The organism is Roseateles sp., assembly GCF_036486225.1.
Taxonomy (GTDB): domain Bacteria; phylum Pseudomonadota; class Gammaproteobacteria; order Burkholderiales; family Burkholderiaceae_C; genus Roseateles.
Genome location: NZ_DASVNZ010000007.1, coordinates 47,596 through 70,828 on the forward strand (window position 1 = coordinate 47,596; position 23,233 = coordinate 70,828).

Here is a 23,233-nt window from a genome sequence, read left to right on the forward strand (position 1 = left end):
CTGCGACGCGGTGAAGGCGCTGTACCTGCGCATCTACATCACCGTCGTGGTGGTGTTGCTGGCGTTTGCGCTCGGTTCGGCGTGGCTCTTCCAGGGCCGCATCGAGCAGGAGCGCGGCACCTTCGAGCAGGCCGCCTCGGAGCGCCTGGTGGCGCTCGCGGTGCTGGTGCAGCGCGCCTTGCCGCCGGTGACGGCGTCGTCGGACGAGCAGGCCGACGCCGTCGAGGACTGGGGCCAACGCCTGCGCATGGCGCTGGCCTTGGAAGATTCGCGCGGGCGCCGGATCGGCGCCTCGCCGCTGTTCGAGCGCCGCGAGGATCTGCCCGGTTCGCGCGTGCAGCGCGTGCCGTTGGACGACGGCCGGCATCTGCTGTTCCTGCGTCTGGCGCGACCGCCGGGCGCATCGGGACCGACCGGTCAGGACAAGCTGGAAGCCGATGCGCGCGCCGCGAGCGGACCGCACCGGATGCAGCGCGAACGCCGCGATCCTTTCGTCGACGGCCCGCCGCCGAACGACGCCCGCACGCCGATCCGGCGTGAACCGCGGCCGGAAGTCGAGCAGATGCGCCAGCGCATGCTGGACCGTCTGGAGCAGCAGCGGCGCGAGGACGCCGCCAACGGTTCCTGGCTGCCGGGCTGGATCCCGCGCCCGAGCGGCGAGGCCCTGGCGGTGCTGCTGGCCATGCTGTTCGTGGCAGTGGCCGTCGGCGCCTATCCGGTCGTGCGCCGGCTGACGCGCCGCCTCGAATCGCTGAAGTCCGGGGTCGAGCAGTTCGGCGCCGGCGACCTGAGTTTCCGCGTGCAGGACAACGGCAAGGACGAGGTCGCCGCGCTCGCGACCAGCTTCAACCTCGCCGCCGAACGGATCGAGGCCTTGCTGAGATCGCAGAAGAGCCTGCTCGCCAACGCGAGCCATGAACTGCGCTCGCCGCTGGCACGGCTGAAGATGGCCTTCTCGATGCTGGACGATGCGTCCCCCGCGCAGCGCGCGCGGTTGGGGCAGGAGATCAACACCAACATCGTCGAGCTCGACGCGCTGGTTGAGGAAGTGCTGCTGGCCAGCCGCCTCGAAGGCGGCGCGCAGTCACTGAGGCTGGAGCCGGTCGATCTGCTGGCCATCGCCGCCGAGTCCGCCGCGCTGGGTGACGCCGAGCTGGAAATCGAGGACGGCATCGAGCGCCTGCCGCTGAACGGCGACGATCGCCTGCTGCGCCGCGCGCTGCGCAACCTGCTGGAGAATGCCCGCCGCTACGGCGGACCGGTCGTCGAGCTCAAGGTGCGCCGGGCCGGTCAGGATCGCGTCGAGCTGCAGGTCTGCGACCGCGGCCCGGGCGTGCCCGAGCCGATGCGCGAGCGGATCTTCGAGGCCTTCTTCCGGCTGCCCGGCCATGCGGAGGTGTCCGGCGGCGTCGGCCTGGGCCTGAGCCTCGTGAAGCAGATCGCGACGGCGCATCAGGGCACCGTGCGTTGCGATGCCCGCGAAGGCGGCGGAAGCTGCTTCGTCATCACGCTGCCGCTCAACACGGCCTGACGCGTTTCCGGAGCGTTCCGGAGCGGCCGCAAGGACGCTCAGGGTCCGATCTCGCGGCGATGCACGAGGGCCAGCAGGACGCTGAGCCCGAGCGCGGCCGCCGCCAGTCCGACCGAGGCGGCGCTCCAGAAACCCATGGCGCCTTGCATGATCGCGGGCAGCGCGACGGCGTGATCGCCGAAGACCAGCCAGTACCCGCCGCCCAGTCCCAGCCCCCAGATCGCGAACGCGTAGATCAGCATCGGCGCGGTGGCGATGTGATGCGCGCGCAGCACGAAGGCGGCCACGGTCTGGCCGGCGTCGGACACGTGGAAGAGCCACAACCAGCCCAGCAGGGGCAGGGCGGCCGCGATCACGGCGGCGTTGTTCGTGTACAGGCCCAGCACCTGCTCGCGCAGCGAGAAGACCACACCACCGAGCACGAACGCGATCGCCAGCGCGATCTCCAGTCCGTGCCAGCCGAGCCGGCGCGCCGAGGCGTAGTCGCGCGCACCCATCGCTTGCGCCACCAGCGTGCTGCAGGCGTTCGCCTGCGACAGCGGCAGCATGAACATCATCGCGACGAGGTTGGCGCAGAGCTGGTGCCCCGCCACCGGCGTCGTGCCCAGCCGGGCGATGAAGATCGCCATGAAGGTGAAGCCGGTGACCTCGATCAGCACCGACGCGCCCATCGGCACGCCCAGCTTCAGCAGCCGCATCAGCGTGTCCTTGCGCGGACGATGCAGCCCGCTGCGGGCAAAGCCGAAATCGGCATAGAACGGATCGCGGCGCAGCACGGTCAACGCGATGAGCAGTTGACTCCACATCACGATCGCCGTGGCGATCGCGCAGCCGACCGCGCCCAGTGGCGGCACGTGCAGCGGGCCGAGCGTGAATCCGCCGATCAGCAGCGCGCTGGCCGGGAATTTCAGCAGCAGCCCGCCGATCTGCAGCGCCATCACGGCCTTGGGTCGCGACACGGCCGTGTTGAAGCCGCGGTAGGCCGTGAACAGCAGGGCCGCTGGCAGCGCGATGCCCAGCATCCGCAGATAGTCGCGGATCTTGGCGGCGATCTCGGGGCCGACCTGCGAGATCGCCAGGAAAGGTTGCGGGAACCACAGGATCAATTCGCCGACGACCGTGAGCGCCAGTGCCAGCCACGCGGCCTGATGCAGGCTGTCGCCAGCCTCGGTCATGCGTCTGGCGCCGAAGAGCTGTCCCGCCACGGGCGAGATCGCCAGCACCACGCCCATCAGCCCGACGAACACCGACGTGTAGACGGCCGAGCCCACCGCCAATGCCGCCAGGTCGATCGCGGAGTGGCGCGCGACGAGCAGCGTGTCGATCGTCGAATAGGCCAGGACCGCCAGTTGTCCGATGAACACGGGCCACGCGAGCGGCAGGATCTGTCGCAGGCTGGCGAGCCGGCCGTGGAGCGCTGCGCTCAAGCGGCATCCTTGCCGGAGACGTCGGCATTACCGGCGTCGGCCGAACCGCTGGCGCCGCGCAGCTCGATGGCGCGCTCCGCATACCGGTTGAAGCGCCACGCCGTGCCTTCGATCGTGATCCGCCGCCAGCTCGCGCGCTTCTCGCCGGGCGTGAGCACAGGCCAGTTCTGGACTTCGTCGAAGGTCCGACCGCAGCCCTTGCAGAGCTCGTCGCCCTGGCTGGTCGAACAGATCGCGATGCAAGGCGCATCTGGCGTCGTGTCGTACCAGCGCATCCAGGCCGCGAGCGCGCGCTGCGGCATCGAGTCCTCGTCGCACTCGGTCTCGTGATGGAAAACCATCAGCGCATAGACCTCCGCCAGCGCGCGCAGCTCGGGCCCCAGCGTCACGCCGTCCCCCGGCGAGCGCTGGCGCCACCAGTTGATGGCGGATTCGATGTCGGTGATGTGGATGCCGGCCATCTCTGTCGTCTCAATAATCGATGCCCATCGCGCCGCGCACCTCGCGCAGCGTCTTGCGGGCCACCGCACGGGCACGTTCGGTGCCGACCTCGACGATCCAGTGGACCTTCTTCGGATCGGCGAGCAGTTCGTCCGCGCGGGCGCGCCATGGCGCCTGTTCGTCGTGGATCGCTTCGATCAGCGGCTCCTTGCAGTCCAGGCAGCCGATGCCCGCGCTGCGGCAGCCGGACTCGACCCACGCGCGGGTGTCGCTGTCGGCGTAGACCTTGTGCAGCGCCCAGACCGGGCAGCGTTCGGGCTCCCCCGGATCGCCGCGGCGCACCCGCTGCGGGTCCGTCTGCATCTTGCGCACCTTGTCGGCGACGACCTCCGGCGCGTCGCGCATCGCGATCGCGTTGCCGTAGGTCTTGCTCATCTTGCGGCCGTCCAGTCCGGGCAGGCGCGAGGTCTCGGTCATCAGCGCCTGCGGCTCCGGGAACAGCGGCGTCGACGGCTGCCGGTAGAGGTGGTTGAAGCGGCGCGCGACCTCGCGCGTCACCTCGACGTGCGGCGCCTGGTCCTCGCCCACTGGCACGAAGGCCGCCTTGTAGATCAGGATGTCGGCCGCCTGCAGCAGGGGGTAGCCGAGGAAGCCGTAGGTCGCCAGCTCGCGGTTCTCGGCCACGAGGGCCTTGTAGCTCGGCATCCGCTCCAGCCAGCTGGACGGCGTGCTCATCGCCAGCAGCGTGAACAGCTCGGCGTGCTCCGGCATGCGGCTCTGGATGAACAGCGTTGCCTGTTCGGGATCGACGCCGGCCGCCAGCCAGTCGACGACCATGTCGTAGACGCTCTGCTCGAGGCCCTCGCGATGCTGGTAATGCGTCGTCAACGCATGCCAGTCGGCGACGAAGAAGAAGCAGTCGTAGGCGTCCTGCAGCCGCACCCAGTTCTTCAGCGCGCCGTGGTAGTGGCCGAGGTGCAGCGCGCCGGTCGGGCGCATGCCGGACAGCACGCGCTGGCGTGGGGTGAAGGTGGGGTGGTCGGTCATTGGCGGAGGGCTGGGGCGGCGGCCATGCCGGCGCGGGCGGTCTCGGAAAGAGGCCGGTCGGACGACGACGGAACGGCAACGGCGGGAGGGCGATTGTAGGGAGCCGCGGCCCGGTCGGCGTCGGTCATGCCCATGCCCTTGGCTACACTGCCGGCCCATGAAGAACATCGTGATCCTGATCTCCGGGCGGGGCTCCAACATGGAAGCCATCGTCCAGGCCTGCGCCGCCGGCGGATGGCCGGCCCGCATCGCCGCGGTGATCAGCAACCGGCCGGACGCCGCAGGGCTTGAATTCGCGCGGGCGCATGGCGTCGCCACTGCGGTGGTCGACCACAAGGCCTTCGGCAAGGGCGACGCGGCGCGTGTCGCGTTCGACGCGGAGCTGCAGCGCGTCATCGATGGTTTCGCGCCCGACCTGGTGGTGCTGGCCGGCTTCATGCGCATCCTCACGCCGGGGTTCACCGGCCATTACGCGGGCCGCATGCTCAACATCCATCCGTCGCTGCTGCCGGCCTTCACGGGCCTGCACACCCATCAGCGCGCCATTGAGGCCGGCTGCCGCGTGGCCGGCGCGACGGTGCATTTCGTGACGGCGGAACTGGACCACGGTCCGATCGTCGCGCAGGCCGTCGTGCCGGTGCTGGACGCCGATGATGAAGCGTCGCTCGCGGCGCGGATCCTCAAGCTGGAGCACCGCATGTATCCGACCGCGGTGCGCTGGTTCGTGGAAGGGCAGCTCGTCACCCAGGGCGCTCGTGTGCTCCATCGCGGCGGCGAGCCGCAGATGTTCAGCTGACCGTCCTGGCGCGGCGGGGCCTCGGCTCCGAGGTTGGGGCGTTCAGCCCAGCATGCCGGCCAGGAAGTTGATCGTCAGCGCCAGCACGACCGTGTTGAACACGAACGCCTGGATCGCCTGCACCAGCACCAGCCGCCGGATCGGTCTCGCGCTGACGACGACGTCCGAGGTCTGCGAGGTCGCGGCGACGGTCGCCGCGAAATAGAAGAAATCCAGGTAGTCGGGGGCTTCCTCGTCGCCGGGGAACTCCAGCCCGTGAGGCGCCTTCGGCCCGCTGTGGAACAGCGAGGCGTAAGCCAGCCCGAACTCCACCGGCAGCAGCAGCCAGGAGCCGGTCAGCGTCGCCGACGCCACCAGCAGATGCGGCCAGGCCTGCAGCAGGCCGGACTCCTTCACCTGGGCCAGCTCCAGCGCGATCGCCGACATGCTCGCGGCGCCGCCGAGGATCGCCAGGATCAGCACCGTGGGCGCGCTGTCCGCGACGGCGCGGGCCTGCTCCTCGACGTCGTCCGCGTCGGTGCGGAACATCATCCAGCCGATCAGCACGAGGTAGGTCCAGACGCCGGCGCTCCAGCCGAGCAGCGTGCGGGTGTGCCAGGCCAGCTCGACCGGCCAGGCCGCCGCCAGCAGGGCGCCGGTCGCCGCGCCGATCAGCAGGCGGGGGCGGCGCTTGATCTGGTGCAGCAAGGGCATGGGGTGTGCAGCCGGGGAGGGGGTCGGACTCAATCCGGAATCCGGGCGAAGCGGGCCCGGGTCACGCCGTCGATCTCGACGCTGCCGAAGAACATGTCGTAGGGACGCACCCACAGGCCGCTGTCGTTGTAGAGCGGCGCGTAGAGCACCAGAGGCTCCAGGGTCTCGCTGTGGCGGACGACGCCACGGACCTCGTACTCGCCGCCCTTGTAATGGCGGTAGCGGCCTGCGGGCGCTTCGGGCAAGGGCTGCAGCGGGTCGCCGGCGCCGTGCGCGGCGGGGTTTGGCATCGAGTGGGATTCGCTCATGGCGGAAAGGGCGTGACGGCGCAAACAGGGCAGGGCGCGAGCCCGGGCCCGGAGCCGGGGATAATCGGGCGATGCATCCTAATGCCCTTCTTGAACTCTGCGCCGAACTGGTGGACAGCCTGCTGCTGTTCGACAAGCCTGCCGACGCCCTCGTTTCCGACTTCTTCCGCGCGCACAAGGCGCTCGGTCAGCGCGAACGCCACACCATCGCCGAGACCGCCTACGCCGTGCTGCGCCTGCGCCCGGTGCTGCAGCATCTGGCCCAGTCGGGCCGCGGTCCGATGTCGCGGCGGCTGGCGATCCTCGCCTGGGCCGGCAACGAGGCCTTCCTTCGCGCCGCGACCGATGACCAGGAGCAGCACTGGCTCAAGCAGGTGGCGAAGGTCGACCGCAGCAAGCTGCCGGAAAAGCTGCGCCACAACCTGCCCGACTGGATCGTCGACCCGCTGAAGCAACGTCTGGGCGACGAGCAGTTCTGGCAACTGGCGGAGGCCGTCAATGTGCCGGCGCCGCTGGACCTGCGCGTCAACCTGCTGAAGGCCAAGCGCGAGGACGTTCAGGCCGCGCTGCAGGAAAAGGGCTTCGCCTCCACGCCGACGCCGTTCTCGCCCTGGGGGCTGCGGCTCGAAGGCAAGCCGGCGCTGCAGAAGCTCGACGTCTTCACCAGCGGCCAGGTCGAAGTCCAGGATGAGGGCAGCCAGCTGCTGTCCCTGCTCACCGAAGCCAAGCGCGGCGAGATGGTCGTCGACTTCTGCGCCGGTGCCGGCGGCAAGACGCTGGCGCTGGGCGCCGCGATGCGCAACACCGGACGGCTGTACGCCTTCGACGTGTCGGGGCACCGGCTCGACAAGCTCAAGCCGCGCCTGGCGCGCAGCGGGCTGTCCAACGTCTATCCGGTGCAGATCAGCAACGAACGCGACGAGCGCGTCAAGCGCCTGGCCGGCAAGATCGATCGCGTGCTGGTCGACGCGCCGTGCTCGGGCCTGGGCACCCTCCGCCGCAATCCGGACCTGAAGTGGCGTCAATCACCGAAAGGCATCGAGGAATTGCACGACAAGCAGCTGGCGATCCTCAACAGCGCGTCACGTCTGCTCAAGCCGGGTGGTCGTCTGGTGTACGCGACCTGTTCGCTGCTGGACGCCGAGAACGAGTCCGTCGCCCAGGCCTTCGCCGAGGCGCATCCGGACTTCGTCCTGATGCCTGCGCAGGACGTGCTGGCGCACGCGCAGGTCGACGAGACCCAGGCGGCGCAGCTGTCCGAGAACGGCTACCTGCGCCTGTGGCCGCACCGGCACCAGAGCGACGGCTTCTTCGCGGCAGTCTGGGAACGGAAGAAATGAACCCGGGCAGACCTTGAGGTGGGTCACCGTCGGCAAGGCGGGAGAATCGGATTGTTTTTGATGCGAACGGAAATTGGCGTCCGATCGATCACGCCTTCTGGGTCTTCCAGTCGCTAAGCGTCAAAAGACCGACGGGAAAGCCGCTTACATCCGGGCGATTTCTAGAGTGCGTCGCCTACAATCGGGGCTTCCTGTGGACAACTGGCTCCCCGCGAGCAGGGTTAGGACCGAATGAACGTATTGATGTCTGTGCACGACGCCATCCTGGCGTGGATGATCGATGGCCTCACCGGCGCCAGCTGGTGGCAGATCATCGTCTTCACCCTGGTGGTGACGCATATCACCATTGCTGGCGTCACGATCTTCCTGCACCGGGCCCAGGCACACCGGGCCCTCGATCTGGGTCCGATCCCGTCGCACTTCTTCCGCTTCTGGATGTGGCTGACGACCGGCATGGTCACCCGCGAATGGGTCGCCATCCACCGCAAGCACCACGCGAAGTGCGAGACCGAGGACGATCCTCACAGCCCCGTCACCCGCGGCATCAAGACGGTCATGACGCGCGGCGCCGAGCTGTATCGCGCCGAGGCCAAGAACGAGGAAACGATCAAGAAGTTCAGCCACGGCGTGCCGGACGACTGGATCGAGCGCCACGTCTACACGGGCCGTTCGGTCTGGGGTGTGTCGCTGATGATGATCATCGACCTGGCGCTGTTCGGCGTGGCCGGCATGGCGGTCTGGGCGATCCAGATGGCCTGGATCCCGTTCTGGGCGGCTGGCGTGATCAACGGCGTCGGCCACTACTGGGGCTATCGCAACTTCGAGGCGCAGGATGCGTCGACGAACGTGTCGCCGTGGGGCGTGATCATCGGCGGTGAAGAGCTGCACAACAATCACCACACCTACCCGACGTCGGCCAAGTTCTCGGTCAAGCCGTTCGAATTCGACATCGGCTGGGGCTACATCCGCGCCATGGAAATGATCGGCTGGGCGAAGGTTCGCAAGACCGCGCCGCAGATCAAGACCGGCGAGTTGAAGGCGGTGGCCGACAAGGACACGCTGGAAGCCATCATCGCCAACCGCTATGAAGTGATGGCGCGTTATGCGCGCGGTCTGCGCGGCGTCTGCAAGGCTGAGTTGACTCAGCTGAAGGCGTCGGGTGAGCAGCACAGCGTCAAGTTCCATCAGTTCAAGCTGGCCACGCGCTGGCTGCATCGCGATGCCGAGAAGATCCCGGCCGCCTATCAGGCGCAGCTGGACGGTGCCCGCGCGGCGAGCCCGGTGCTCGACAAGCTGGTGACGATGCGCGAAGAGCTGCGTCAGCTGTGGACCCGCACGAACGTGTCGGCCGAGCAGCTGGTGCATGACCTGCAAGCCTGGTGCCGCAAGGCGGAGGAGAGCGGCATCGCCGAGCTCAAGGCCTTTGCGACGGGCCTGCGCACGGTGCGCGTCTGACCACTGGAAATCGATTCATCGGACTGGGTGGCCGATTTGGAGTGACGGCCATCACCCAGGCGCAGATGAAGCAATGCAAAGGGCGCCCCTACTGGGCGCCTTTTTTCTTGGCGACGCCCATAATTTGTGCGGACTCTCAGACAAGGAGATTGACATGATGGCCTCGACCTTTTTCAAGCGCGCCGTGCTCTTCGGCCTGACCAGCGTGAGCCTGGGCGCGATCGCCGCGGCTGCTCAGGCGCAGGCGGAAGTCAACTTCATCAAGCCGGAGAACTTCTCCGACATCGGCTGGGCCGGTGTGGATCGCGACAACGCCATGAAGCAGCTGGAAGAGCATTTCAAGGCGCTTGCGGCGCGCGAGTTGCCCGGCAAGCAGCTCAAGATCGACGTCACGGACGTCGACCTGGCGGGTGAAGTCGAACCGCGCGTCCGCACGGATCGCGTCAGGATCCTCCGATCGGTGACGATTCCGCGCATGAGCTTCACCTATACGCTCAGCGAGAACGGCCAGGTCCTGAAGTCCGGCAAGGCCGATCTGAAGGACATGAACTACCAGGACGGTGGCGGCAACCGCTACTTCGACTCCGAGCCGCTGCGCTACGAGAAGAAGATGATCGACGACTGGATGGCGCGCGAGCTGCTGGGCAAGACGCGCCTGGCGCCAACGCGCTGATCACGAGGGGCTGCGGACGCAGCTGCTTTCCGATCGCCCATGAAAAAACCCGCCGAGAGGCGGGTTTTCTTCTTCAAGGGCCGCGCTGAATCACTTCAGCTTGGTTTCCTTGTACAGCACGTGCTTGCGTGCCTTGGGGTCGAACTTCATGAATTCCAGCTTTTGGGGCGTGGTCTTCTTGTTCTTGTTCGTGGTGTAGAAATGACCGGTGCCGGCAGTGGATTCCAGCTTGATCTTTTCGCGTCCGCCTTTGGATGCCATGGTGTCGCTCCTGGTTCAGTGATTAGGCTTGACCGCGCGAGCGCAGGTCGGCCAGCACGGCGTCGATGCCCTTCTTGTCGATCAGACGCAGACCTGCGTTGCTGATGCGAAGACGGACCCAGCGGTTTTCGCTTTCGACCCAGAAACGGCGGTATTGCAGGTTCGGGAGGAACCGGCGCTTGGTTTTGTTGTTGGCGTGGGAAACGTTGTTCCCGACCATGGGCTTCTTGCCCGTGACTTCGCAGACGCGTGCCATGAGGACACTCCGATACTTGTCATCCGGCGACCGTCCCAATCGTCCCGACCTTGCTGTCGAGTCGCGGGCGGCGGCCTCACCTCGCCATAGGGTGGCGGTATCCCATCTTCCTCGCGTCAAGATCCTTCACAGGTTGATGGCGCGGGGAAACGAAGAGTGTAGCAGAAACAGACCGGCCCGCGCAAAGGCGGGCCGGTCGGGGTCTGGGTGCGGGCGCCCTGCGCGGGCGCCGCTCACGCAGGGCGCGAGGGTCAGGCCGATTCCTGCTCCAGGAATCGCTGCGCATCCAGCGCGGCCATGCAGCCCGTGCCGGCGCTGGTGATGGCCTGGCGATACACGTGATCCTGCACGTCGCCCGCGGCGAACACGCCCGGCACGCTGGTCATCGTTGCAAAGCCTTCGAGGCCGCTCTTCGTGCGGATGTAGCCGTCCTTCATCTCGATCTGGCCTTCGAAGATGTCGGTGTTGGGCTTGTGGCCGATCGCGATGAAGCAGCCTTGCAGCTTGACGTCCGTCGTCGTGCCATCCTGCGTGCTCTTGATGCGCACGCCGGTCACGCCGGTGGCGTCGCCCAGCACTTCGTCCAGCGTGTGGAACACGTGCAGCTCGATCTTGCCGGCCTTGACCTTGTCCATCAGCTTGTCGACCAGGATCGGCTCGGCACGGAACTTGTCGCGGCGATGGATCAGGTGCACCTTGCTGGCGATGTTGGACAGGTACAGCGCCTCTTCGACGGCCGTGTTGCCGCCGCCGACGACGCAGACTTCCTGCTCGCGATAGAAGAAGCCGTCGCAGGTCGCGCAGGCGCTGACGCCGCGGCCCATGAACGACTCTTCCGACGGCAGTCCCAGGTATTGCGCCGAGGCGCCGGTGGCCAGCACGACCGCATCGGCGGTGTAGACCGCGCTGTCGCCGGTCAGCGTGAACGGACGCTTGGAGAAGTCGACGCTGTTGATGTGGTCGAAGACGATCTCGGTCTGGAAGCGTTCGGCGTGTTCCTGGAAGCGCTGCATCAGCTCCGGACCCTGCACGCCCATCACGTCCGCGGGCCAGTTGTCCACTTCGGTCGTGGTCATCAACTGACCCCCTTGCGCCATGCCCGTCACCAGAAGCGGCTTCAAGTTGGCGCGCGCCGCGTAGATGGCGGCGGTGTAGCCGGCGGGGCCGGAACCGAGGATCAGGAGTTGGGCGTGGCGGGTGTTTTGGCTCATGACGGGGGAGGTGGGGATGCGTTCAGCGGACGCAAGGGACGACAGCAATGACGCGAGCCTAAAGGGACGCGCGGGCGGCCTATGGCGTTGACCCTATGAACAGGCGTGAACAAATTGGCACAATGCATCCATTCTAGGTGGCGGGTCCCTCTGCCATCCTGAGATCCACGATTGACCCTAACCACCGACAGGAGGCATCCCTTCATGGCCATGTTGTCCAACTTGGATCTGATCCGCAGGGTTCCCTTGTTCTCCCTGCTGACCGCCGACCAGGCCCAGTCCATCGCGGACAGCGTCGTCAAACGGCGCTTCAAACGCGGCGAGTTGATCGTCGAGCAGGGCACCAAGTCCAATGCGCTCTTCATCCTGCTCAACGGCCGCGCCCGCGTGCTGACCGCGGACAGCCGCGGCCGCGAAGTCATCCTCGCCGTGCTGCAGCCCGGCGACTACGTCGGCGAGATGAGCCTCATCGACAACGAGCCGCACTCGGCCACGGTCCGCGCCGAGGTGCAGACCGACATGCTGGTGCTGGGCCGCGCCGACTTCGGCCGCGGTCTGCCGGAGTCGTCCAGCCTGGCCTACGGCATCCTGCGCGGCCTCGTCGCGCGACTGAGAAACGCGGACCGCCAGATCGAATCGCTCGCGCTGCTCGACGTCTACGGCCGTGTCGCGCGCACGCTGCTGGACATGGCGGAGGAGGAGAAGGGCGTGAAGATCATCCGCGGCAAGGTGTCGCGGCAGGACATGGCCAAGGTCGTCGGCGCGTCGCGCGAGATGGTCAGCCGCGTCATGAAGGACCTGGAGGACAAGGGCGTCATCGAGACGCTCGAGAACGGCTCCGTGGTCATCAAGGAACGTCTGCAGCACGACTGAGGCGGCCGTTGAAGCACCGTCGACCCGGGCTTCAACGTTTCTTCACCTTGGCGGCGGACGCCGCGTCCGGGACGCGGGGCTTGTGCGTCACAATCGGGGAATGAGTTTTCCCGGTTCCCTGCTGGGCGGCGGTGACGACGCCGCCCCGACCGAGCGCCCCGCGCCGGCACGCAAGTCCAAGAAGGCCACGCCGCCGGCCGCACCGCCCACGCCCCCCAGTCCACTGCGCACGCCGCTGTGGCTGTTGATCGGCGCGCTGGTGTGGTGCCTGGTCTTGCTCGCGATGGTCAGCCATGACCGCGCGGACGCCGCCTTCAGCACCGCCGGCACCTCGGCGCCCGCGCACAACCGCGTCGGCGCACTCGGTGCCTGGATCTCCGACCTGATGCTGTTCGGCTTCGGCTACTCCTGCTGGTGGCTGATGCTGATCTCGCTGCGCGCGTGGCTGAGCGGCCTGGCCCGGATGCTGCGCGCCGACGGCGGCACCATGCTCACGCTCAAGGAGCGTCTGCCGACCGCCGGTGGCCTGGTCCTGCTGATGGCCGCGAGCTGTTCGCTCGAATGGACCCGTCTCTACGGTTGGGAGTCGCATCTGCCCGGCCATGCCGGCGGCGTGCTCGGGTATCTGCTCGGTCCTGCCAGCATGAAGCTGCTCGGCTTCGCCGGTTCGGGCGTCGTGTGGATCGCGGCGTTGGTCGCTGGCGTGTCCCTGGCGCTGAAGTTCTCCTGGCTGCGTGTGTCCGAGCAGATCGGCGCGACGATCGAGCGCCTGATCGAGAAGCGCGAAGTGCGCCGCGAGATCGCCGAGGACAAGCGCGTCGGCAAGGAAGCCAAGCGCGAGCGCGAAGCCGTCGTCGAGGTCGAGCGCCTGGTCGAGGAAGAGCACCACATCCCGATCGTCATCGAGCCACCGGTGGTCGAGCAGCCGAAGTCCACGCGCGTCATCAAGGAGCGCCAGCAGACGCTGTTCACCGATCCGACCGACGCCAAGCTGCCGCAGGTCGACCTGCTGGACGCCCCGCCGCCGCGGATCGAGACGGTCACGCCTGAATCGCTGGAGATGACCAGCCGCATGATCGAGAAGAAGTTGAAGGACTTCGGCGTTGATGTGCGGGTGGTGGCGGCCTCGCCGGGGCCGGTGATCACGCGCTACGAGATCGAGCCGGCGACCGGCGTGAAGGGCTCGCAGATCCTCGGCCTGGCCAAGGACCTCGCGCGTTCGCTCAGCCTGACCTCGATCCGCGTGGTCGAAACCATCCCGGGCAAGAACTACATGGCGCTGGAGCTGCCGAACGCGCGCCGCCAGACCATTCGGCTGTCCGAGATCCTCGGCTCGCAGGTCTATGCCGACGCCGCGTCGCCGCTGACGATGGGCCTGGGCAAGGACATCGTCGGCCTGCCGGTGGTGGCCGACCTGGCCAAGATGCCGCACTGCCTGGTGGCCGGCACGACCGGCTCCGGCAAGTCGGTGGGCATCAACGCGATGATCCTGTCGGTGCTCTACAAGGCCGAGGCCCGCGACGTCCGCCTCATCCTGATCGACCCGAAGATGCTGGAAATGAGCGTCTACGAAGGCATCCCGCATCTGCTGGCGCCGGTCGTGACCGACATGAAGCAGGCCAGCAACGCGTTGAACTGGTGCGTCAACGAGATGGAGCGCCGCTACAAGCTCATGTCCAAGATGGGCGTGCGCAACCTGGCGGGCTTCAACAAGAAGATCGCCGACGCGGCCGAGCGCGAGGAGAAGATCCCCAACCCGTTCAGCCTGACGCCGGAGGAGCCGGAGCCGCTGGAGCGTCTGCCGCACATCGTCGTCGTCATCGACGAACTGGCCGACCTGATGATGGTGGTCGGCAAGAAGATCGAAGAGCTGATCGCCCGCCTGGCGCAGAAGGCGCGCGCGGCCGGCATCCACCTGATCCTGGCGACGCAGCGCCCGTCGGTCGACGTGATCACCGGCCTGATCAAGGCCAACATCCCGACGCGGCTGTCCTTCCAGGTGTCGAGCAAGATCGACTCGCGGACCATCCTCGACCAGATGGGCGCCGAAGCGCTGCTGGGCATGGGCGACATGCTCTACATGGCGTCGGGGACCGGGCTGCCGGTGCGTGTCCACGGCGCGTTCGTCAGCGACGACGAAGTGCATCGCGTCGTCGAGTACCTGAAGGAACAGGGCGAGCCCAATTACATCGAAGGCATCCTGGAAGGCGGCGTGCTTGACGGCGATGGCGGCGGCGACGGATTGCCCGGCCTGACGGCGGGCGGCGACGGCGAGTCCGACCCGATGTACGACCAGGCGGTGGGCATCGTCCTGCAGCACAAGCGGGCGTCGATCTCGCTGGTGCAGAGACATCTGCGCATCGGCTACAACCGGGCAGCCCGATTGCTGGAGCAGATGGAGAAGTCCGGCGTCGTTTCGGCGATGGCCACCAACGGCAACCGCGACATCATCGTGCCCAAGCGGGAAGACTGAACTGAGTTGACCTGAGCTGACCTGAGCAAGTCTGCGAGACGAATGATCAATACCTCCTTCAAGATCCGTGCCCTGGCCCGTGGCGTTGCGGCCATCGCCGTCTGCTTCACGACCCTGGCCCATGCCGATGGTGTGAGTGCGCTTCAGCAGTTCGTCAGCGAAGTGAAGAGTGGCCGCGCGACCTTCACGCAGACCGTCACCGCGCCGGACGGCAAACGCAAGAAGACGACCACCGGCACCTTCGAGTTCCAGCGTCCCAACCAATTCCGCTTCGCTTACGCGAAGCCGGCCGAGCAACTGATCGTGGCCGACGGCAAGGAAGTGTGGATCTATGACCCTGACCTGCAGCAGGCCAGCGTCCGCAACATGGACCAGGCGTTGGGCGCGACGCCGGTGTCGCTGCTCGCAGGCGGCGACCTGTCCAAGGATTTCAGCTTGAAGTCCCTGCCTGCGGCCAACGGCCTGGATTGGGTGCAGGCCACACCCAAGCGCAATGACAGCAGCCTGCAGAGCCTGAAGCTCGGCTTCAAGGGCCGCGATCTGGCGGCGCTGGAGATCGTCGACGGCTTCGGACAGCAGTCGGTGATGCAGTTCAGCGCGATCGAGCCCAATGCCAAGGTGTCGGCTGACCGCTTCCGCTTCGCGCCGCCGCCGGGCACCGACATCGCCCGCCAACCTTGAGTGTTGAACGGCTGGTGAGTCTGCATCGATGAGCAACGCGTCGCTCTTCCCGGACGAGTTCGAATCTGTTCCCGGCGGACGACCGTCGGCGGCAGTGCCGAGCCAGCACGCGCCGCTGCCCGAGCGGCTGCGGCCACGCAAGCTCGACGAGGTCGTCGGCCAGCGCCACCTGCTGGGCGAGGGCATGCCGCTGCGCGTGGCGCTTGAAAGCGGCCGGCCGCACTCGATGATCCTGTGGGGCCCGCCGGGCGTCGGCAAGACGACGCTGGCGCGCTTGATGACGCAGCATTTCGATGCGCAGTTCATCGCGATCTCGGCGGTGCTGGGCGGCGTCAAGGACATCCGCGAGGCGGTCGATCGCGCGCAGGTCGCGGTGGGGCAGGGACGGCGCACGATCGTGTTCGTCGACGAGGTCCACCGCTTCAACAAGGCGCAGCAGGACGCCTTCCTGCCGCACGTCGAGTCGGGGCTGTTCAGCTTCATCGGGGCGACGACCGAGAACCCGTCGTTCGAGGTGAACTCGGCGCTGCTGTCGCGGGCGACGGTGCACGTGCTGAAGTCGCTCGACGAGCAGGACATGCGCGAGTTGCTGATGCGCGGACGCGCGGTGCTGGGCGCGCCGCCGGTCAGTGAGGCCGCCACGCTGCGGCTGATCGGTTATGCCGACGGCGACGCGCGACGTCTGCTGAACACGCTGGAGACCGTGGCGCAACTGACGCCGGCGGGCACGGCGGAGATCGACGAGGCGCTGCTGGAACGCACGCTCGGCGAGCAGCTGCGGCGCTACGACAAGGGTGGCGACCAGTTCTACGACGTGATCTCGGCGCTGCACAAGTCGGTGCGCGGGTCCAATCCGGACGGCGCCTTGTACTGGCTGGTGAGGATGCTCGACGGCGGCGTCGACGCACGCTACATCACGCGACGGCTGATCCGCATGGCGAGCGAGGACATCGGCAACGCCGATCCTCGCGCGCTGCGCATCTGCCTGGATGCGGCCGAAACCTACGAACGCCTCGGATCGCCGGAAGGCGAGCTCACGCTGGCGCAGGCGGTCGTCTATCTGGCGATCGCGCCGAAGTCGAACGCCGTCTACAACGCCTACAACCAGGTGCGCGCGCTGATCAAGCAGGACAGTTCGCGACCGGTGCCGGTGCACCTGCGCAACGCGCCGACGCGGCTCATGAAGGAACTCGGCTACGGCAAGGCCTATCGCTACGCGCATGACTTCCCCGGCGCGTATGTGGCCGGCGAGCAGTATCTGCCGGACGGCCTCGAGGACCAGCGCTTCTACGAGCCTGTGCCCCGCGGTCTGGAGATCAAGATCGGTGCGCGACTCGATGAACTGCGGCGGCTGGATGCCGGAGCGCTCGGGCAGGGTGATGACGGTGGTGGCGGCGGCGGTGGCGCTGGCATCGGCGATGACGGCGAGGCCTGATCGATGAACACGCGGATCGTCGGCATCGTGACTGCGTTGATCCTGATGCTGGCATCGACCGCCGGCGCGTCGTTCGCGGACGCCGCGACCGTCAAGCCCAGGCTCGCCGCGCCGTCGGTATCGGCATCACGCCCCGCGCAGCCGCCAGAAGGTCCGACGCTCACCCGCATCCGCGAAACCGGCGTTGTCGTCATCGGCTACCGGCCGGCATCGGCGCCGTTCAGCTACCTCGATGCGCAGTTGCGGCCGACGGGGTATTCGGTCGACCTCTGCGAGCGCGTGATCGCCTCGCTGCGCGTGAAGCTCAAGCTGCCGGATCTGGAAGTGCGGCGCGTCGCGGTCGGTTCGGCAACCCGCATGCCGATGGTCAGCAACGGCACGCTGGACATGGAGTGCGGCATCACGACCAACACCGCCGAGCGCGCGCGCAGCCAAGCGTTCTCGGTGACCATCTTCGTGGCCGAGACCAAGCTGATGACGCGCCACGGCGAAAAGGTGCAGAGCCTGCTCGACCTGCGCGGCAGGCCGGTGGTGAGCACCATCGGCACGACCAGCATCCAGCACCTGGCCAAGGTCAGCGAGCAGCAGGGCTTGAACATCCGCATCGTCGCCGGGCTGGACGATCCGGACGCGTTCCAGCTGCTGCGCAGCGGCCGCGCCGACGCGTTCATGATGGACGACGTCATCATCCGCGCGCTCCTGGCGCAGCAGGGCGCTGCGGTATCGCCGGACGACTACGTGATCTCCGACCGCGCGTTGACGGTGGAGCCCTACGCGATCGGGCTCAACCGCGACGATCCGATGTTCAAGACGATGGTCGACGACGTGCTGATCGGCCTGTACCGCAGCGGAGAGATCCACGCGATCTACAAGCGCTGGTTCGAGTCGCCGCTGCCGCCGTCGGGCATCAACCTGAAGCTGCCGATGAACGCCGCTTTCCGGCGCGTGGTCGAGCAACCGACGGACTCGCCGGATCCGGAGCGCTACCGCTGAGCGACATGCCGGCCGCCATGCCGGCCGGCGCGCGATCGCCGGCGACCGCGCCCGAGCAGCCGTCGCGTCCGTTCAGCAACGCCACGAAACGCCGTGCGGCGAGGCCCAGCGGGCGCGTCTGCGTCCACACCACGTCGACGTAGAGCTGCAGCGCCGTCGTGAAGTTGCCGGCGGGGATCTGGACCAGTTCCCCCGAAGCCAGCGCGGTGCGCACAAAACCCGACGGCAGCCACGCCCAACCCAGCCCGGCGGACACCATCCGCAGCGCCGCCACCGGGCTGTCGGTGCGCCACTGGACGCGCGAGACGGCGATCCGCTTGTCGACGTCGCAGGCATCGCGGCCGGCGACGAGGATCTGTCGCTCGGCGATGAGGTGTTCGTCGCGCAGTGCCGACGGCTCGCGCGCGAGCATCGGGTGCGAGGCCGCGACGACGGCGATCAGCGTTTCGCGCGCGACTTCCTGGAACTGTTCCGATGGATCGAGACCTTGGCGCTCGAAGACCAGCGCCAGTTGCGCGCGGCCCGACTTCAGCATCGCGAGTGCATCCGCCTGCGGTGCGGTCAGTACCTCGACATCGAGCAGAGGGAACTCGGCGGACAGCGTCGTCAATGCGTCGCTCCACGGCGCCGCGGCGACCAGCTCAGGCACGACCGTGATCGTCAGCGAAGGCTCCAGGCCCTGGGTCATCGACAGGGCATGGCGGTTGAGCTGTCCGAGCTGCTCGGCCAGCCGGCGCGCCTGAGGCACCAGCGCGAGCGCCTGTGGGGTGGGGACGGGCTCTCGGCCGGCACGGTCGAAGAGGGCGAGGTCGAGCTGCGCTTCAAGGTTGGCGATCGTCATGCTGACGGCCGAAGGCACGCGTCCCAACACGCGCGCGGCGGCGGAGAACGAACCGTGATCGATCGCGGCGAGGAAGACACGGAGATTGTCGAGGTCGAAAGCCATGGGCCTGGTGCTGAATCTGTCAGTGAATCTGATGGATTCTGACTTTAAGTATCAGGGCTTAAAACATACAGTCACCGTCATCCACTTTCAAGGAGATGACGATGGTGTGGGGCGTGCTGTTTCTGGCCGGGCTGTTCGAGATCGGCTGGGCCGTCGGGCTGAAGTACACGGACGGCTTCACCCGCCTGTGGCCGACGGTGGGCACGGTGGCGGCGATGGTGACGAGCGTCGTGCTGCTGGGCTGGGCGTTGAAGCACCTGCCGGTGGGGACGGCCTACGCGGTGTGGACGGGCATCGGCGCTGTCGGGACCGCCATCGCGGGCATCGTGCTGCTGGGCGAGTCGGCGTCGCTGGCGCGGCTGGCGTGCATCGGCCTGATCGCCGTGGGCATCATCGGCTTGAAGATGTTCTCGTCGCAGTGAGCAGGCCGTCTGCAGTGCCTGTGGGCATCCGCAGGCGTGGGGCCGCGGATCAGCGGAAAGTCTTGAGCGCCTGCTGGCCCGCCGGCGTCAGATAGGGCCAGACGGCGTCGATCGGCAGCGCGACGTCTTCGGCGCACGGCGTCATCGCATACGAGGCCTGCGTGTGGAAGACGAGCTGCTTCGGTTCCGGATGGATCGAACTGCCCATCCAGGAGACCTCATCGCGGCATTCGGCTTCCTCGCCGTTGCCGCCGCCGTCGGCATAAGCCTTCACGAGCAGCTTGCCGAGCCGGGAGCCTTTCGGGATCTCTTTGCGTAATTCGGACTTCAGCCAAGAGGCGACGTCCGCCTCCGCCCCGGTGTCCAGGCGATACGTGGTGACGCTGTTGCCGTGCCACGGATGAGCGCCGCCGCAGTAGCCCTCGTTCCAGGTGTCGATGACGACGAAGGCGGCATTCCAGGCGACGACCTTCTGCGTTTGCGAGGACTCGTAGCCGGCTTCCGGGCCGCGTTCGCGCCGACCCTGCGCCATGCAGTCGACGTGATCGAGGACCGCGTCCGCGGCCTTGTCCCACAACGTGGCGTTCAGTGTCGAGATGGCTGGCGTTGTGCCAATCAGGCGGACGCCGACCTGCGTGGTGTCCGGGGTTGTGCCACCGGCACCACCTCCTGGCACGGGGAAAGTCAGCGCCTCGTAGCGGCGACCTCCGATCTGGGTGGCCTTTGTAGAGGTCGGCTTGAGCGCGGCCTTGCGGCTCGCGTTGTAGTCGCTCTCCTTGATCGCCACAGCGGCGATCGGCAGCGTCTTCGAGCCGTCGATGGAGCGCCATTCGCCGCTCAGCGTGCTGGCATCGCAACCGAGCTTCAGCCGACCTGTCGGCCTTTCCTTGGCGTCGAGTTCCTGCCACTCGCCGGTCTTGGCATCGCGGACCAGCGTGAGGTCGCCCAGCGAGCTGCGGTAGTAGTAGCGGCCGACTGCGGGGCGCTCGCCCTCGGCGGGATTGAGTTCCATCGATACCGGCGTGGTGCCCAGCGTGCCGCGCCATGTGCCCTTGTCGCAGGACGCGGCGGCGTGCGCTGCCGGTGGGCTGAATATCGCTGCCAGCGTCAGCGTGATCAACGCGTGAAGGCGGACGGCTGGGACGTGGCGGAGGAGGGGAGAAGGACGTGCGCGCATGTCGACGACTGTAGCGAGCGCAGGGCATGGCGCTTGCCGACGAAGGTCATCGAGACATTCTGGAGATTGCCATGCCTGACTTCGACAAGCCCCGCGACAAGGCCTATGACCACGAGCAGGAGGCTACCTACTGGCGCGACAACTACGCCAAGCGGCCCTATATCCAGCAAGGCGACACGCACGACGACTTCGGTCCCGCGTACGCCTACGGCGTCGATGCGTTCGCCCGTTACCCGGACCGCGAGTTCGAGGACTTCGAGGCCGAACTGCACCGCGACTGGGGCAACCAGCGCCAGGGTTCTTCGCTGGAATGGGCGAGGGCGAAGCCTGCGGTGAAGGATGCCTGGGATCGCATCAAGGAGGCGTCGAACATGCCGCCGTCGACGCGCTAAGGAGCTCCTTCAGAGGCCGCGGAGGCCGGCGACGACGCCGCCTCCGCCGGCAGCCCGAACAGTGCGTTCGTGTCCGCGTTCGGATCGGTCCGCTCGGCCTGACCGGCGTCGATGCCCTGCAGCATCTCCGTCGCCTTGTCCATGTCGACCGCTTCCGCCTTGTCGAGGAACGCCGTCACCGTGATCGGGAAGAAGATGACGATGGCCACGAGGATCAGCTGCATCACCACCCAGGGGATGGAGCCGAGGTAGATGTCGCTCGACAGCACTTTCCTCGGCAGCGCGCCGTTCTTGAAGAGCGTGTCCGAGATCCCTCGCAGATAGAACAACGCGAACCCGAACGGCGGATGCATGAAGCTGGTCTGCATGTTCACGCAGAGCATCACGCCGAACCACACCAGGTCAATGCCCATCTTGTCGGCGACCGGGCCGAGCAGCGGCAGGATGATGAACGCGATCTCGAAGAAGTCGAGGAAGAACGCCAGGAAGAAAATGAACAGGTTGACGACGATCAGGAAGCCGATCTGACCGCCGGGCAGGTTCGAGAGCAGGTGCTCGATCCACTTGCCGCCTTCGACGCCCTGGAACACCAGCGAGAAGGTCCGCGACCCGATCAGGATGAACACCACCATCGCGGTGATGCGCATGGTGCCGATCATGGCGTCCTTGACCACCGGCCAGTTCAGCCGCCGGTGCGACGCCGCCAGGATGAACGCGCCGACCGCGCCCATTGCGCCGGCCTCGGTCGGTGTGCAGATCGCCGTGTCGATGCCGGGCAGACCGCCCATCGAGCCCAGCACCGCGAAGATCAGGATCGCCGACGGGATGATCCCGCGCAGGCATTTCGCCCACAGCGCCCAGCCGTTGAGCGTGCGCGCCTCCTTGGGCACGCCGGGCACGTGCTCGGGCCGGATGCGCGACACCATGAAGGTGTACAGCGCGAAGATCAGCACCTGCAGGATCGACGGCCCCCATGCGCCCTTGTACATGTCGCCGACCGGCTTGCCGAGCTGGTCCGCCAGCACCACCAGCACCAGCGACGGCGGCACCAGCTGCGTGATGGTCCCCGAGGCCGCCAGCACGCCGGTGGCGTAGCGCATGTTGTAGCCGTAGCGCATCATGACCGGCAGCGAGATCATCGCCATCGCGATCACCTGGCCCGCCACGGTGCCGGTGATCGCGCCGAGGATGAAGCCCACGATGATCACCGAGTAGCCCAGCCCGCCGCGCACCGGCCCGAAAAGCTGGCCCATCGAATCGAGCATGTCCTCGGCGAGACCGCATTTCTCCAGCAACGCGCCCATCAGTGTGAAGAAGGGGATGGCCAGCAGCAGGTCGTTGGACAGGATGCCGAAGACGTTCTGCGGCAGTGCCGCCATGAACGAGGGCGGGAACCAGCCCTGGCTCACCGCGAAGAAGCCGCAGGCCAGGCCCAGCGCGGCCAGCGAGAACGCCACGGGGAAGCCGATCAGCATGATGATGATCAGCCCCGCGAACATCAGCGGGGGGAACTGCTCCATCGTGATCATTGCAGCGGCCTCTCGTAGTGGGTGTCCATCTCGACGAGATGGGCGAGGTAGCCGATGCGCTTGATCACCTCCGAGATCCCCTGCAGGAACACCAGCGCGAAGCCCACCGGCAGCGTCAACGCGGCCGGCCAACGGATCAATCCGCCGGCATTGCCCGACACCTCGCCGCTGGTGAACAGCTTCCACGCATAACCGCCGTAGCCGAGCGCGGCGACGGTGTCATCCGCGCGCATGCCGGTGGTGAGCTTTACCAGGAAGAAGTCCCACGACAGCCAGCCCGCATACCCCATCACGGGGATCAGGAAGACGATGAGTCCGAACAGGTCGACGTAGACCTTGCCGTGGCCACGCAGCCGCGTGTAGAGGATATCGACGCGCACGTGCTCGTTGAGCCGCAAGACCTGCGCCGCGCCACCCATCACACAGGCAGCGAACAGGTACCACTGGATCTCAAGGAAGGCGTTGGAGCTGATGTCCAGCCCGTAGCGGATCACCGCGTTCGCGGCGCTGATAAAGCACGACAGCAGGACAGCCCAGGCGGCAAGCGTGCCGAACCGGTCCGTCAGCCAGTCGATGCCCTTGGCAAGTGCAAGCAGGGCTTTCATCGACGAGTCCAGGTCTCCATCTCGAACCCCGACGGGAGGGCTCTCGGTTCTTGTGTGTAGACGTGGACTTTAGCCAGCAGGGGCTGTCGGAAAGCTGAATTCGGGAGGGGTTGCGGGAAAGCCCCGACATGCCAGCGATGGCGCGTTGATCGAGGCGACCGGGGCCCCTTTTCTCCGTGCCTGGGGCCAGAGGCCCCCGGCCTTCGCTAGGCACAAACAGTCCTCAGGACTGTTTGAGTCCGAGCGAAGTCCCTCCGCCGGCGGAGCC

Annotated in this window: 24 protein-coding genes; 12 read left to right on the forward strand and 12 right to left on the reverse strand. The window is 67.2% G+C overall.

Going from position 1 to position 23,233, the window contains the following annotated elements:
* Positions 1–10 precede the first annotated feature (10 nt).
* On the forward strand, positions 11–1,531 hold the full coding sequence (locus tag VF536_RS00765; RefSeq protein ID WP_331612856.1) for a sensor histidine kinase: 1,521 nt from the start codon (positions 11–13) through the stop codon (positions 1,529–1,531).
* A 38-nt stretch (positions 1,532–1,569) separates the two neighbouring features.
* On the opposite strand, the gene VF536_RS00770 is transcribed toward VF536_RS00765, so the two are convergent.
* Genes VF536_RS00770 through trpS form a run of 3 tightly spaced genes read right to left on the reverse strand, consistent with a single transcriptional unit; the run spans position 1,570 to position 4,446 of the window.
* The gene (locus tag VF536_RS00770) at positions 1,570–2,958 is read right to left on the reverse strand and encodes an MATE family efflux transporter (protein WP_331612857.1); all 1,389 of its coding nucleotides are present in this window, start codon (positions 2,956–2,958) and stop codon (positions 1,570–1,572) included.
* Positions 2,955–3,419, reverse strand: coding sequence for a DUF3717 domain-containing protein (locus tag VF536_RS00775; protein WP_331612858.1), 465 nt, complete (start codon positions 3,417–3,419; stop codon positions 2,955–2,957). Before VF536_RS00775 ends, VF536_RS00770 begins: the two co-directional genes overlap by 4 nt.
* A gap of 10 nt (positions 3,420–3,429) precedes the next feature.
* On the reverse strand, positions 3,430–4,446 hold the full coding sequence (gene trpS / locus VF536_RS00780; RefSeq protein WP_331612859.1) for a tryptophan--tRNA ligase: 1,017 nt from the start codon (positions 4,444–4,446) through the stop codon (positions 3,430–3,432).
* Positions 4,447–4,603: 157 nt separating this feature from the next.
* Between trpS and purN the strand changes: the two genes are divergently transcribed.
* Positions 4,604–5,242, forward strand: coding sequence for a phosphoribosylglycinamide formyltransferase (purN, locus tag VF536_RS00785; RefSeq protein ID WP_331612860.1), 639 nt, complete (start codon positions 4,604–4,606; stop codon positions 5,240–5,242).
* Between the two features lie 42 nt (positions 5,243–5,284).
* On the opposite strand, the gene VF536_RS00790 is transcribed toward purN, so the two are convergent.
* Together VF536_RS00790 and VF536_RS00795 are read right to left on the reverse strand one after the other, a co-directional pair.
* Positions 5,285–5,935, reverse strand: a complete 651-nt coding sequence (locus tag VF536_RS00790; RefSeq protein WP_331612861.1) for a DUF1345 domain-containing protein — start codon at positions 5,933–5,935, stop codon at positions 5,285–5,287.
* A 29-nt stretch (positions 5,936–5,964) separates the two neighbouring features.
* A complete protein-coding gene (locus VF536_RS00795) occupies positions 5,965–6,243 on the reverse strand; it encodes a DUF1653 domain-containing protein (RefSeq protein WP_331612862.1) in 279 nt (92 codons plus the stop codon).
* 71 nt (positions 6,244–6,314) lie between these two features.
* Between VF536_RS00795 and VF536_RS00800 the strand changes: the two genes are divergently transcribed.
* From VF536_RS00800 to VF536_RS00810, 3 genes are all read left to right on the forward strand, one after another.
* Entirely contained in the window at positions 6,315–7,583 is a 1,269-nt protein-coding gene (locus VF536_RS00800; RefSeq protein ID WP_331612863.1) for an RsmB/NOP family class I SAM-dependent RNA methyltransferase, read from the forward strand.
* Between the two features lie 243 nt (positions 7,584–7,826).
* The gene (locus VF536_RS00805; RefSeq protein ID WP_414710245.1) at positions 7,827–9,038 is read left to right on the forward strand and encodes a DesA family fatty acid desaturase; all 1,212 of its coding nucleotides are present in this window, start codon (positions 7,827–7,829) and stop codon (positions 9,036–9,038) included.
* 154 nt (positions 9,039–9,192) lie between these two features.
* On the forward strand, positions 9,193–9,711 hold the full coding sequence (locus VF536_RS00810; protein ID WP_331612865.1) for a DUF3016 domain-containing protein: 519 nt from the start codon (positions 9,193–9,195) through the stop codon (positions 9,709–9,711).
* A gap of 90 nt (positions 9,712–9,801) precedes the next feature.
* On the opposite strand, the gene rpmG is transcribed toward VF536_RS00810, so the two are convergent.
* The 3 genes from rpmG to trxB all read right to left on the reverse strand — a co-directional run bounded on the left by rpmG (position 9,802) and on the right by trxB (position 11,439).
* The gene (rpmG, locus tag VF536_RS00815; RefSeq protein WP_067273562.1) at positions 9,802–9,972 is read right to left on the reverse strand and encodes a 50S ribosomal protein L33; all 171 of its coding nucleotides are present in this window, start codon (positions 9,970–9,972) and stop codon (positions 9,802–9,804) included.
* Between the two features lie 22 nt (positions 9,973–9,994).
* Positions 9,995–10,228: a 50S ribosomal protein L28 gene (gene rpmB / locus VF536_RS00820; protein WP_088407487.1), complete on the reverse strand. Its 234-nt coding sequence runs from the start codon at positions 10,226–10,228 to the stop codon at positions 9,995–9,997.
* Positions 10,229–10,479: 251 nt separating this feature from the next.
* On the reverse strand, positions 10,480–11,439 hold the full coding sequence (gene trxB, locus VF536_RS00825; protein WP_331612866.1) for a thioredoxin-disulfide reductase: 960 nt from the start codon (positions 11,437–11,439) through the stop codon (positions 10,480–10,482).
* A gap of 204 nt (positions 11,440–11,643) precedes the next feature.
* On the opposite strand from trxB, the gene VF536_RS00830 reads away from it, so the two are divergent.
* The 5 genes from VF536_RS00830 (at position 11,644) to VF536_RS00850 (ending at position 17,894) form a co-directional block, all read left to right on the forward strand.
* Positions 11,644–12,312 (forward strand): Crp/Fnr family transcriptional regulator, encoded by a 669-nt coding sequence (locus tag VF536_RS00830; protein WP_088383470.1) that lies wholly within the window; start codon positions 11,644–11,646, stop codon positions 12,310–12,312.
* A 100-nt stretch (positions 12,313–12,412) separates the two neighbouring features.
* On the forward strand, positions 12,413–14,785 hold the full coding sequence (locus VF536_RS00835; RefSeq protein WP_331612867.1) for a DNA translocase FtsK: 2,373 nt from the start codon (positions 12,413–12,415) through the stop codon (positions 14,783–14,785).
* Positions 14,786–14,827: 42 nt separating this feature from the next.
* A complete protein-coding gene (gene lolA, locus VF536_RS00840) occupies positions 14,828–15,466 on the forward strand; it encodes an outer membrane lipoprotein chaperone LolA (protein WP_331612868.1) in 639 nt (212 codons plus the stop codon).
* Positions 15,467–15,494: 28 nt separating this feature from the next.
* Positions 15,495–16,901, forward strand: a complete 1,407-nt coding sequence (locus tag VF536_RS00845; RefSeq protein ID WP_331612869.1) for a replication-associated recombination protein A — start codon at positions 15,495–15,497, stop codon at positions 16,899–16,901.
* A gap of 3 nt (positions 16,902–16,904) precedes the next feature.
* Complete coding sequence (locus VF536_RS00850) at positions 16,905–17,894, forward strand: amino acid ABC transporter substrate-binding protein (protein WP_331612870.1); 990 nt, start codon at positions 16,905–16,907, stop codon at positions 17,892–17,894.
* Here the strand turns inward: VF536_RS00850 and VF536_RS00855 are convergent.
* Positions 17,809–18,840, reverse strand: a complete 1,032-nt coding sequence (locus VF536_RS00855) for a LysR family transcriptional regulator (protein WP_331612871.1) — start codon at positions 18,838–18,840, stop codon at positions 17,809–17,811. The two genes, VF536_RS00850 and VF536_RS00855, sit on opposite strands and share 86 nt — an antisense overlap.
* Positions 18,841–18,941: 101 nt before the next feature.
* Here VF536_RS00855 and sugE point away from each other — a divergent pair, with 101 nt between their 5' ends.
* Positions 18,942–19,262, forward strand: coding sequence for a quaternary ammonium compound efflux SMR transporter SugE (sugE, locus tag VF536_RS00860; RefSeq protein ID WP_088407527.1), 321 nt, complete (start codon positions 18,942–18,944; stop codon positions 19,260–19,262).
* A gap of 49 nt (positions 19,263–19,311) precedes the next feature.
* Here the strand turns inward: sugE and VF536_RS00865 are convergent, their stop codons facing one another.
* A complete protein-coding gene (locus VF536_RS00865) occupies positions 19,312–20,439 on the reverse strand; it encodes a hypothetical protein (protein ID WP_331612872.1) in 1,128 nt (375 codons plus the stop codon).
* 71 nt (positions 20,440–20,510) lie between these two features.
* On the opposite strand from VF536_RS00865, the gene VF536_RS00870 reads away from it, so the two are divergent.
* A complete protein-coding gene (locus tag VF536_RS00870; RefSeq protein ID WP_331612873.1) occupies positions 20,511–20,831 on the forward strand; it encodes a hypothetical protein in 321 nt (106 codons plus the stop codon).
* Here the strand turns inward: VF536_RS00870 and VF536_RS00875 are convergent.
* Positions 20,828–22,357, reverse strand: coding sequence for a TRAP transporter large permease subunit (locus tag VF536_RS00875; protein ID WP_331612880.1), 1,530 nt, complete (start codon positions 22,355–22,357; stop codon positions 20,828–20,830). The genes VF536_RS00870 and VF536_RS00875 overlap by 4 nt on opposite strands.
* Positions 22,357–22,965: a TRAP transporter small permease subunit gene (locus VF536_RS00880; RefSeq protein ID WP_331612876.1), complete on the reverse strand. Its 609-nt coding sequence runs from the start codon at positions 22,963–22,965 to the stop codon at positions 22,357–22,359. Before VF536_RS00880 ends, VF536_RS00875 begins: the two co-directional genes overlap by 1 nt.
* Positions 22,966–23,233: the final 268 nt, after the last annotated feature.

Bases quoted from the DNA above. Each gene is read 5' to 3' on its own strand.
- VF536_RS00830 (WP_088383470.1), top strand. From the start codon at position 11,644: ATGGCCATGTTGTCCAACTTGGATCTGATCCGCAGGGTTCCCTTGTTC.
- purN (WP_331612860.1), top strand. From the start codon at position 4,604: ATGAAGAACATCGTGATCCTGATCTCCGGGCGGGGCTCCAACATGGAA.
- VF536_RS00795 (WP_331612862.1), bottom strand. From the start codon at position 6,243: ATGAGCGAATCCCACTCGATGCCAAACCCCGCCGCGCACGGCGCCGGC.
- VF536_RS00835 (WP_331612867.1), top strand. From the start codon at position 12,413: ATGAGTTTTCCCGGTTCCCTGCTGGGCGGCGGTGACGACGCCGCCCCG.
- VF536_RS00850 (WP_331612870.1), top strand. From the start codon at position 16,905: ATGAACACGCGGATCGTCGGCATCGTGACTGCGTTGATCCTGATGCTG.
- VF536_RS00855 (WP_331612871.1), bottom strand. From the start codon at position 18,840: ATGGCTTTCGACCTCGACAATCTCCGTGTCTTCCTCGCCGCGATCGAT.
- VF536_RS00805 (WP_414710245.1), top strand. From the start codon at position 7,827: ATGTCTGTGCACGACGCCATCCTGGCGTGGATGATCGATGGCCTCACC.
- VF536_RS00865 (WP_331612872.1), bottom strand. From the start codon at position 20,439: ATGCGCGCACGTCCTTCTCCCCTCCTCCGCCACGTCCCAGCCGTCCGC.
- lolA (WP_331612868.1), top strand. From the start codon at position 14,828: ATGATCAATACCTCCTTCAAGATCCGTGCCCTGGCCCGTGGCGTTGCG.
- trpS (WP_331612859.1), bottom strand. From the start codon at position 4,446: ATGACCGACCACCCCACCTTCACCCCACGCCAGCGCGTGCTGTCCGGC.
- VF536_RS00775 (WP_331612858.1), bottom strand. From the start codon at position 3,419: ATGGCCGGCATCCACATCACCGACATCGAATCCGCCATCAACTGGTGG.
- VF536_RS00870 (WP_331612873.1), top strand. From the start codon at position 20,511: ATGCCTGACTTCGACAAGCCCCGCGACAAGGCCTATGACCACGAGCAG.
- VF536_RS00800 (WP_331612863.1), top strand. From the start codon at position 6,315: ATGCATCCTAATGCCCTTCTTGAACTCTGCGCCGAACTGGTGGACAGC.
- rpmG (WP_067273562.1), bottom strand. From the start codon at position 9,972: ATGGCATCCAAAGGCGGACGCGAAAAGATCAAGCTGGAATCCACTGCC.
- rpmB (WP_088407487.1), bottom strand. From the start codon at position 10,228: ATGGCACGCGTCTGCGAAGTCACGGGCAAGAAGCCCATGGTCGGGAAC.
- VF536_RS00880 (WP_331612876.1), bottom strand. From the start codon at position 22,965: ATGAAAGCCCTGCTTGCACTTGCCAAGGGCATCGACTGGCTGACGGAC.
- trxB (WP_331612866.1), bottom strand. From the start codon at position 11,439: ATGAGCCAAAACACCCGCCACGCCCAACTCCTGATCCTCGGTTCCGGC.
- VF536_RS00790 (WP_331612861.1), bottom strand. From the start codon at position 5,935: ATGCCCTTGCTGCACCAGATCAAGCGCCGCCCCCGCCTGCTGATCGGC.
- sugE (WP_088407527.1), top strand. From the start codon at position 18,942: ATGGTGTGGGGCGTGCTGTTTCTGGCCGGGCTGTTCGAGATCGGCTGG.
- VF536_RS00845 (WP_331612869.1), top strand. From the start codon at position 15,495: ATGAGCAACGCGTCGCTCTTCCCGGACGAGTTCGAATCTGTTCCCGGC.
- VF536_RS00810 (WP_331612865.1), top strand. From the start codon at position 9,193: ATGATGGCCTCGACCTTTTTCAAGCGCGCCGTGCTCTTCGGCCTGACC.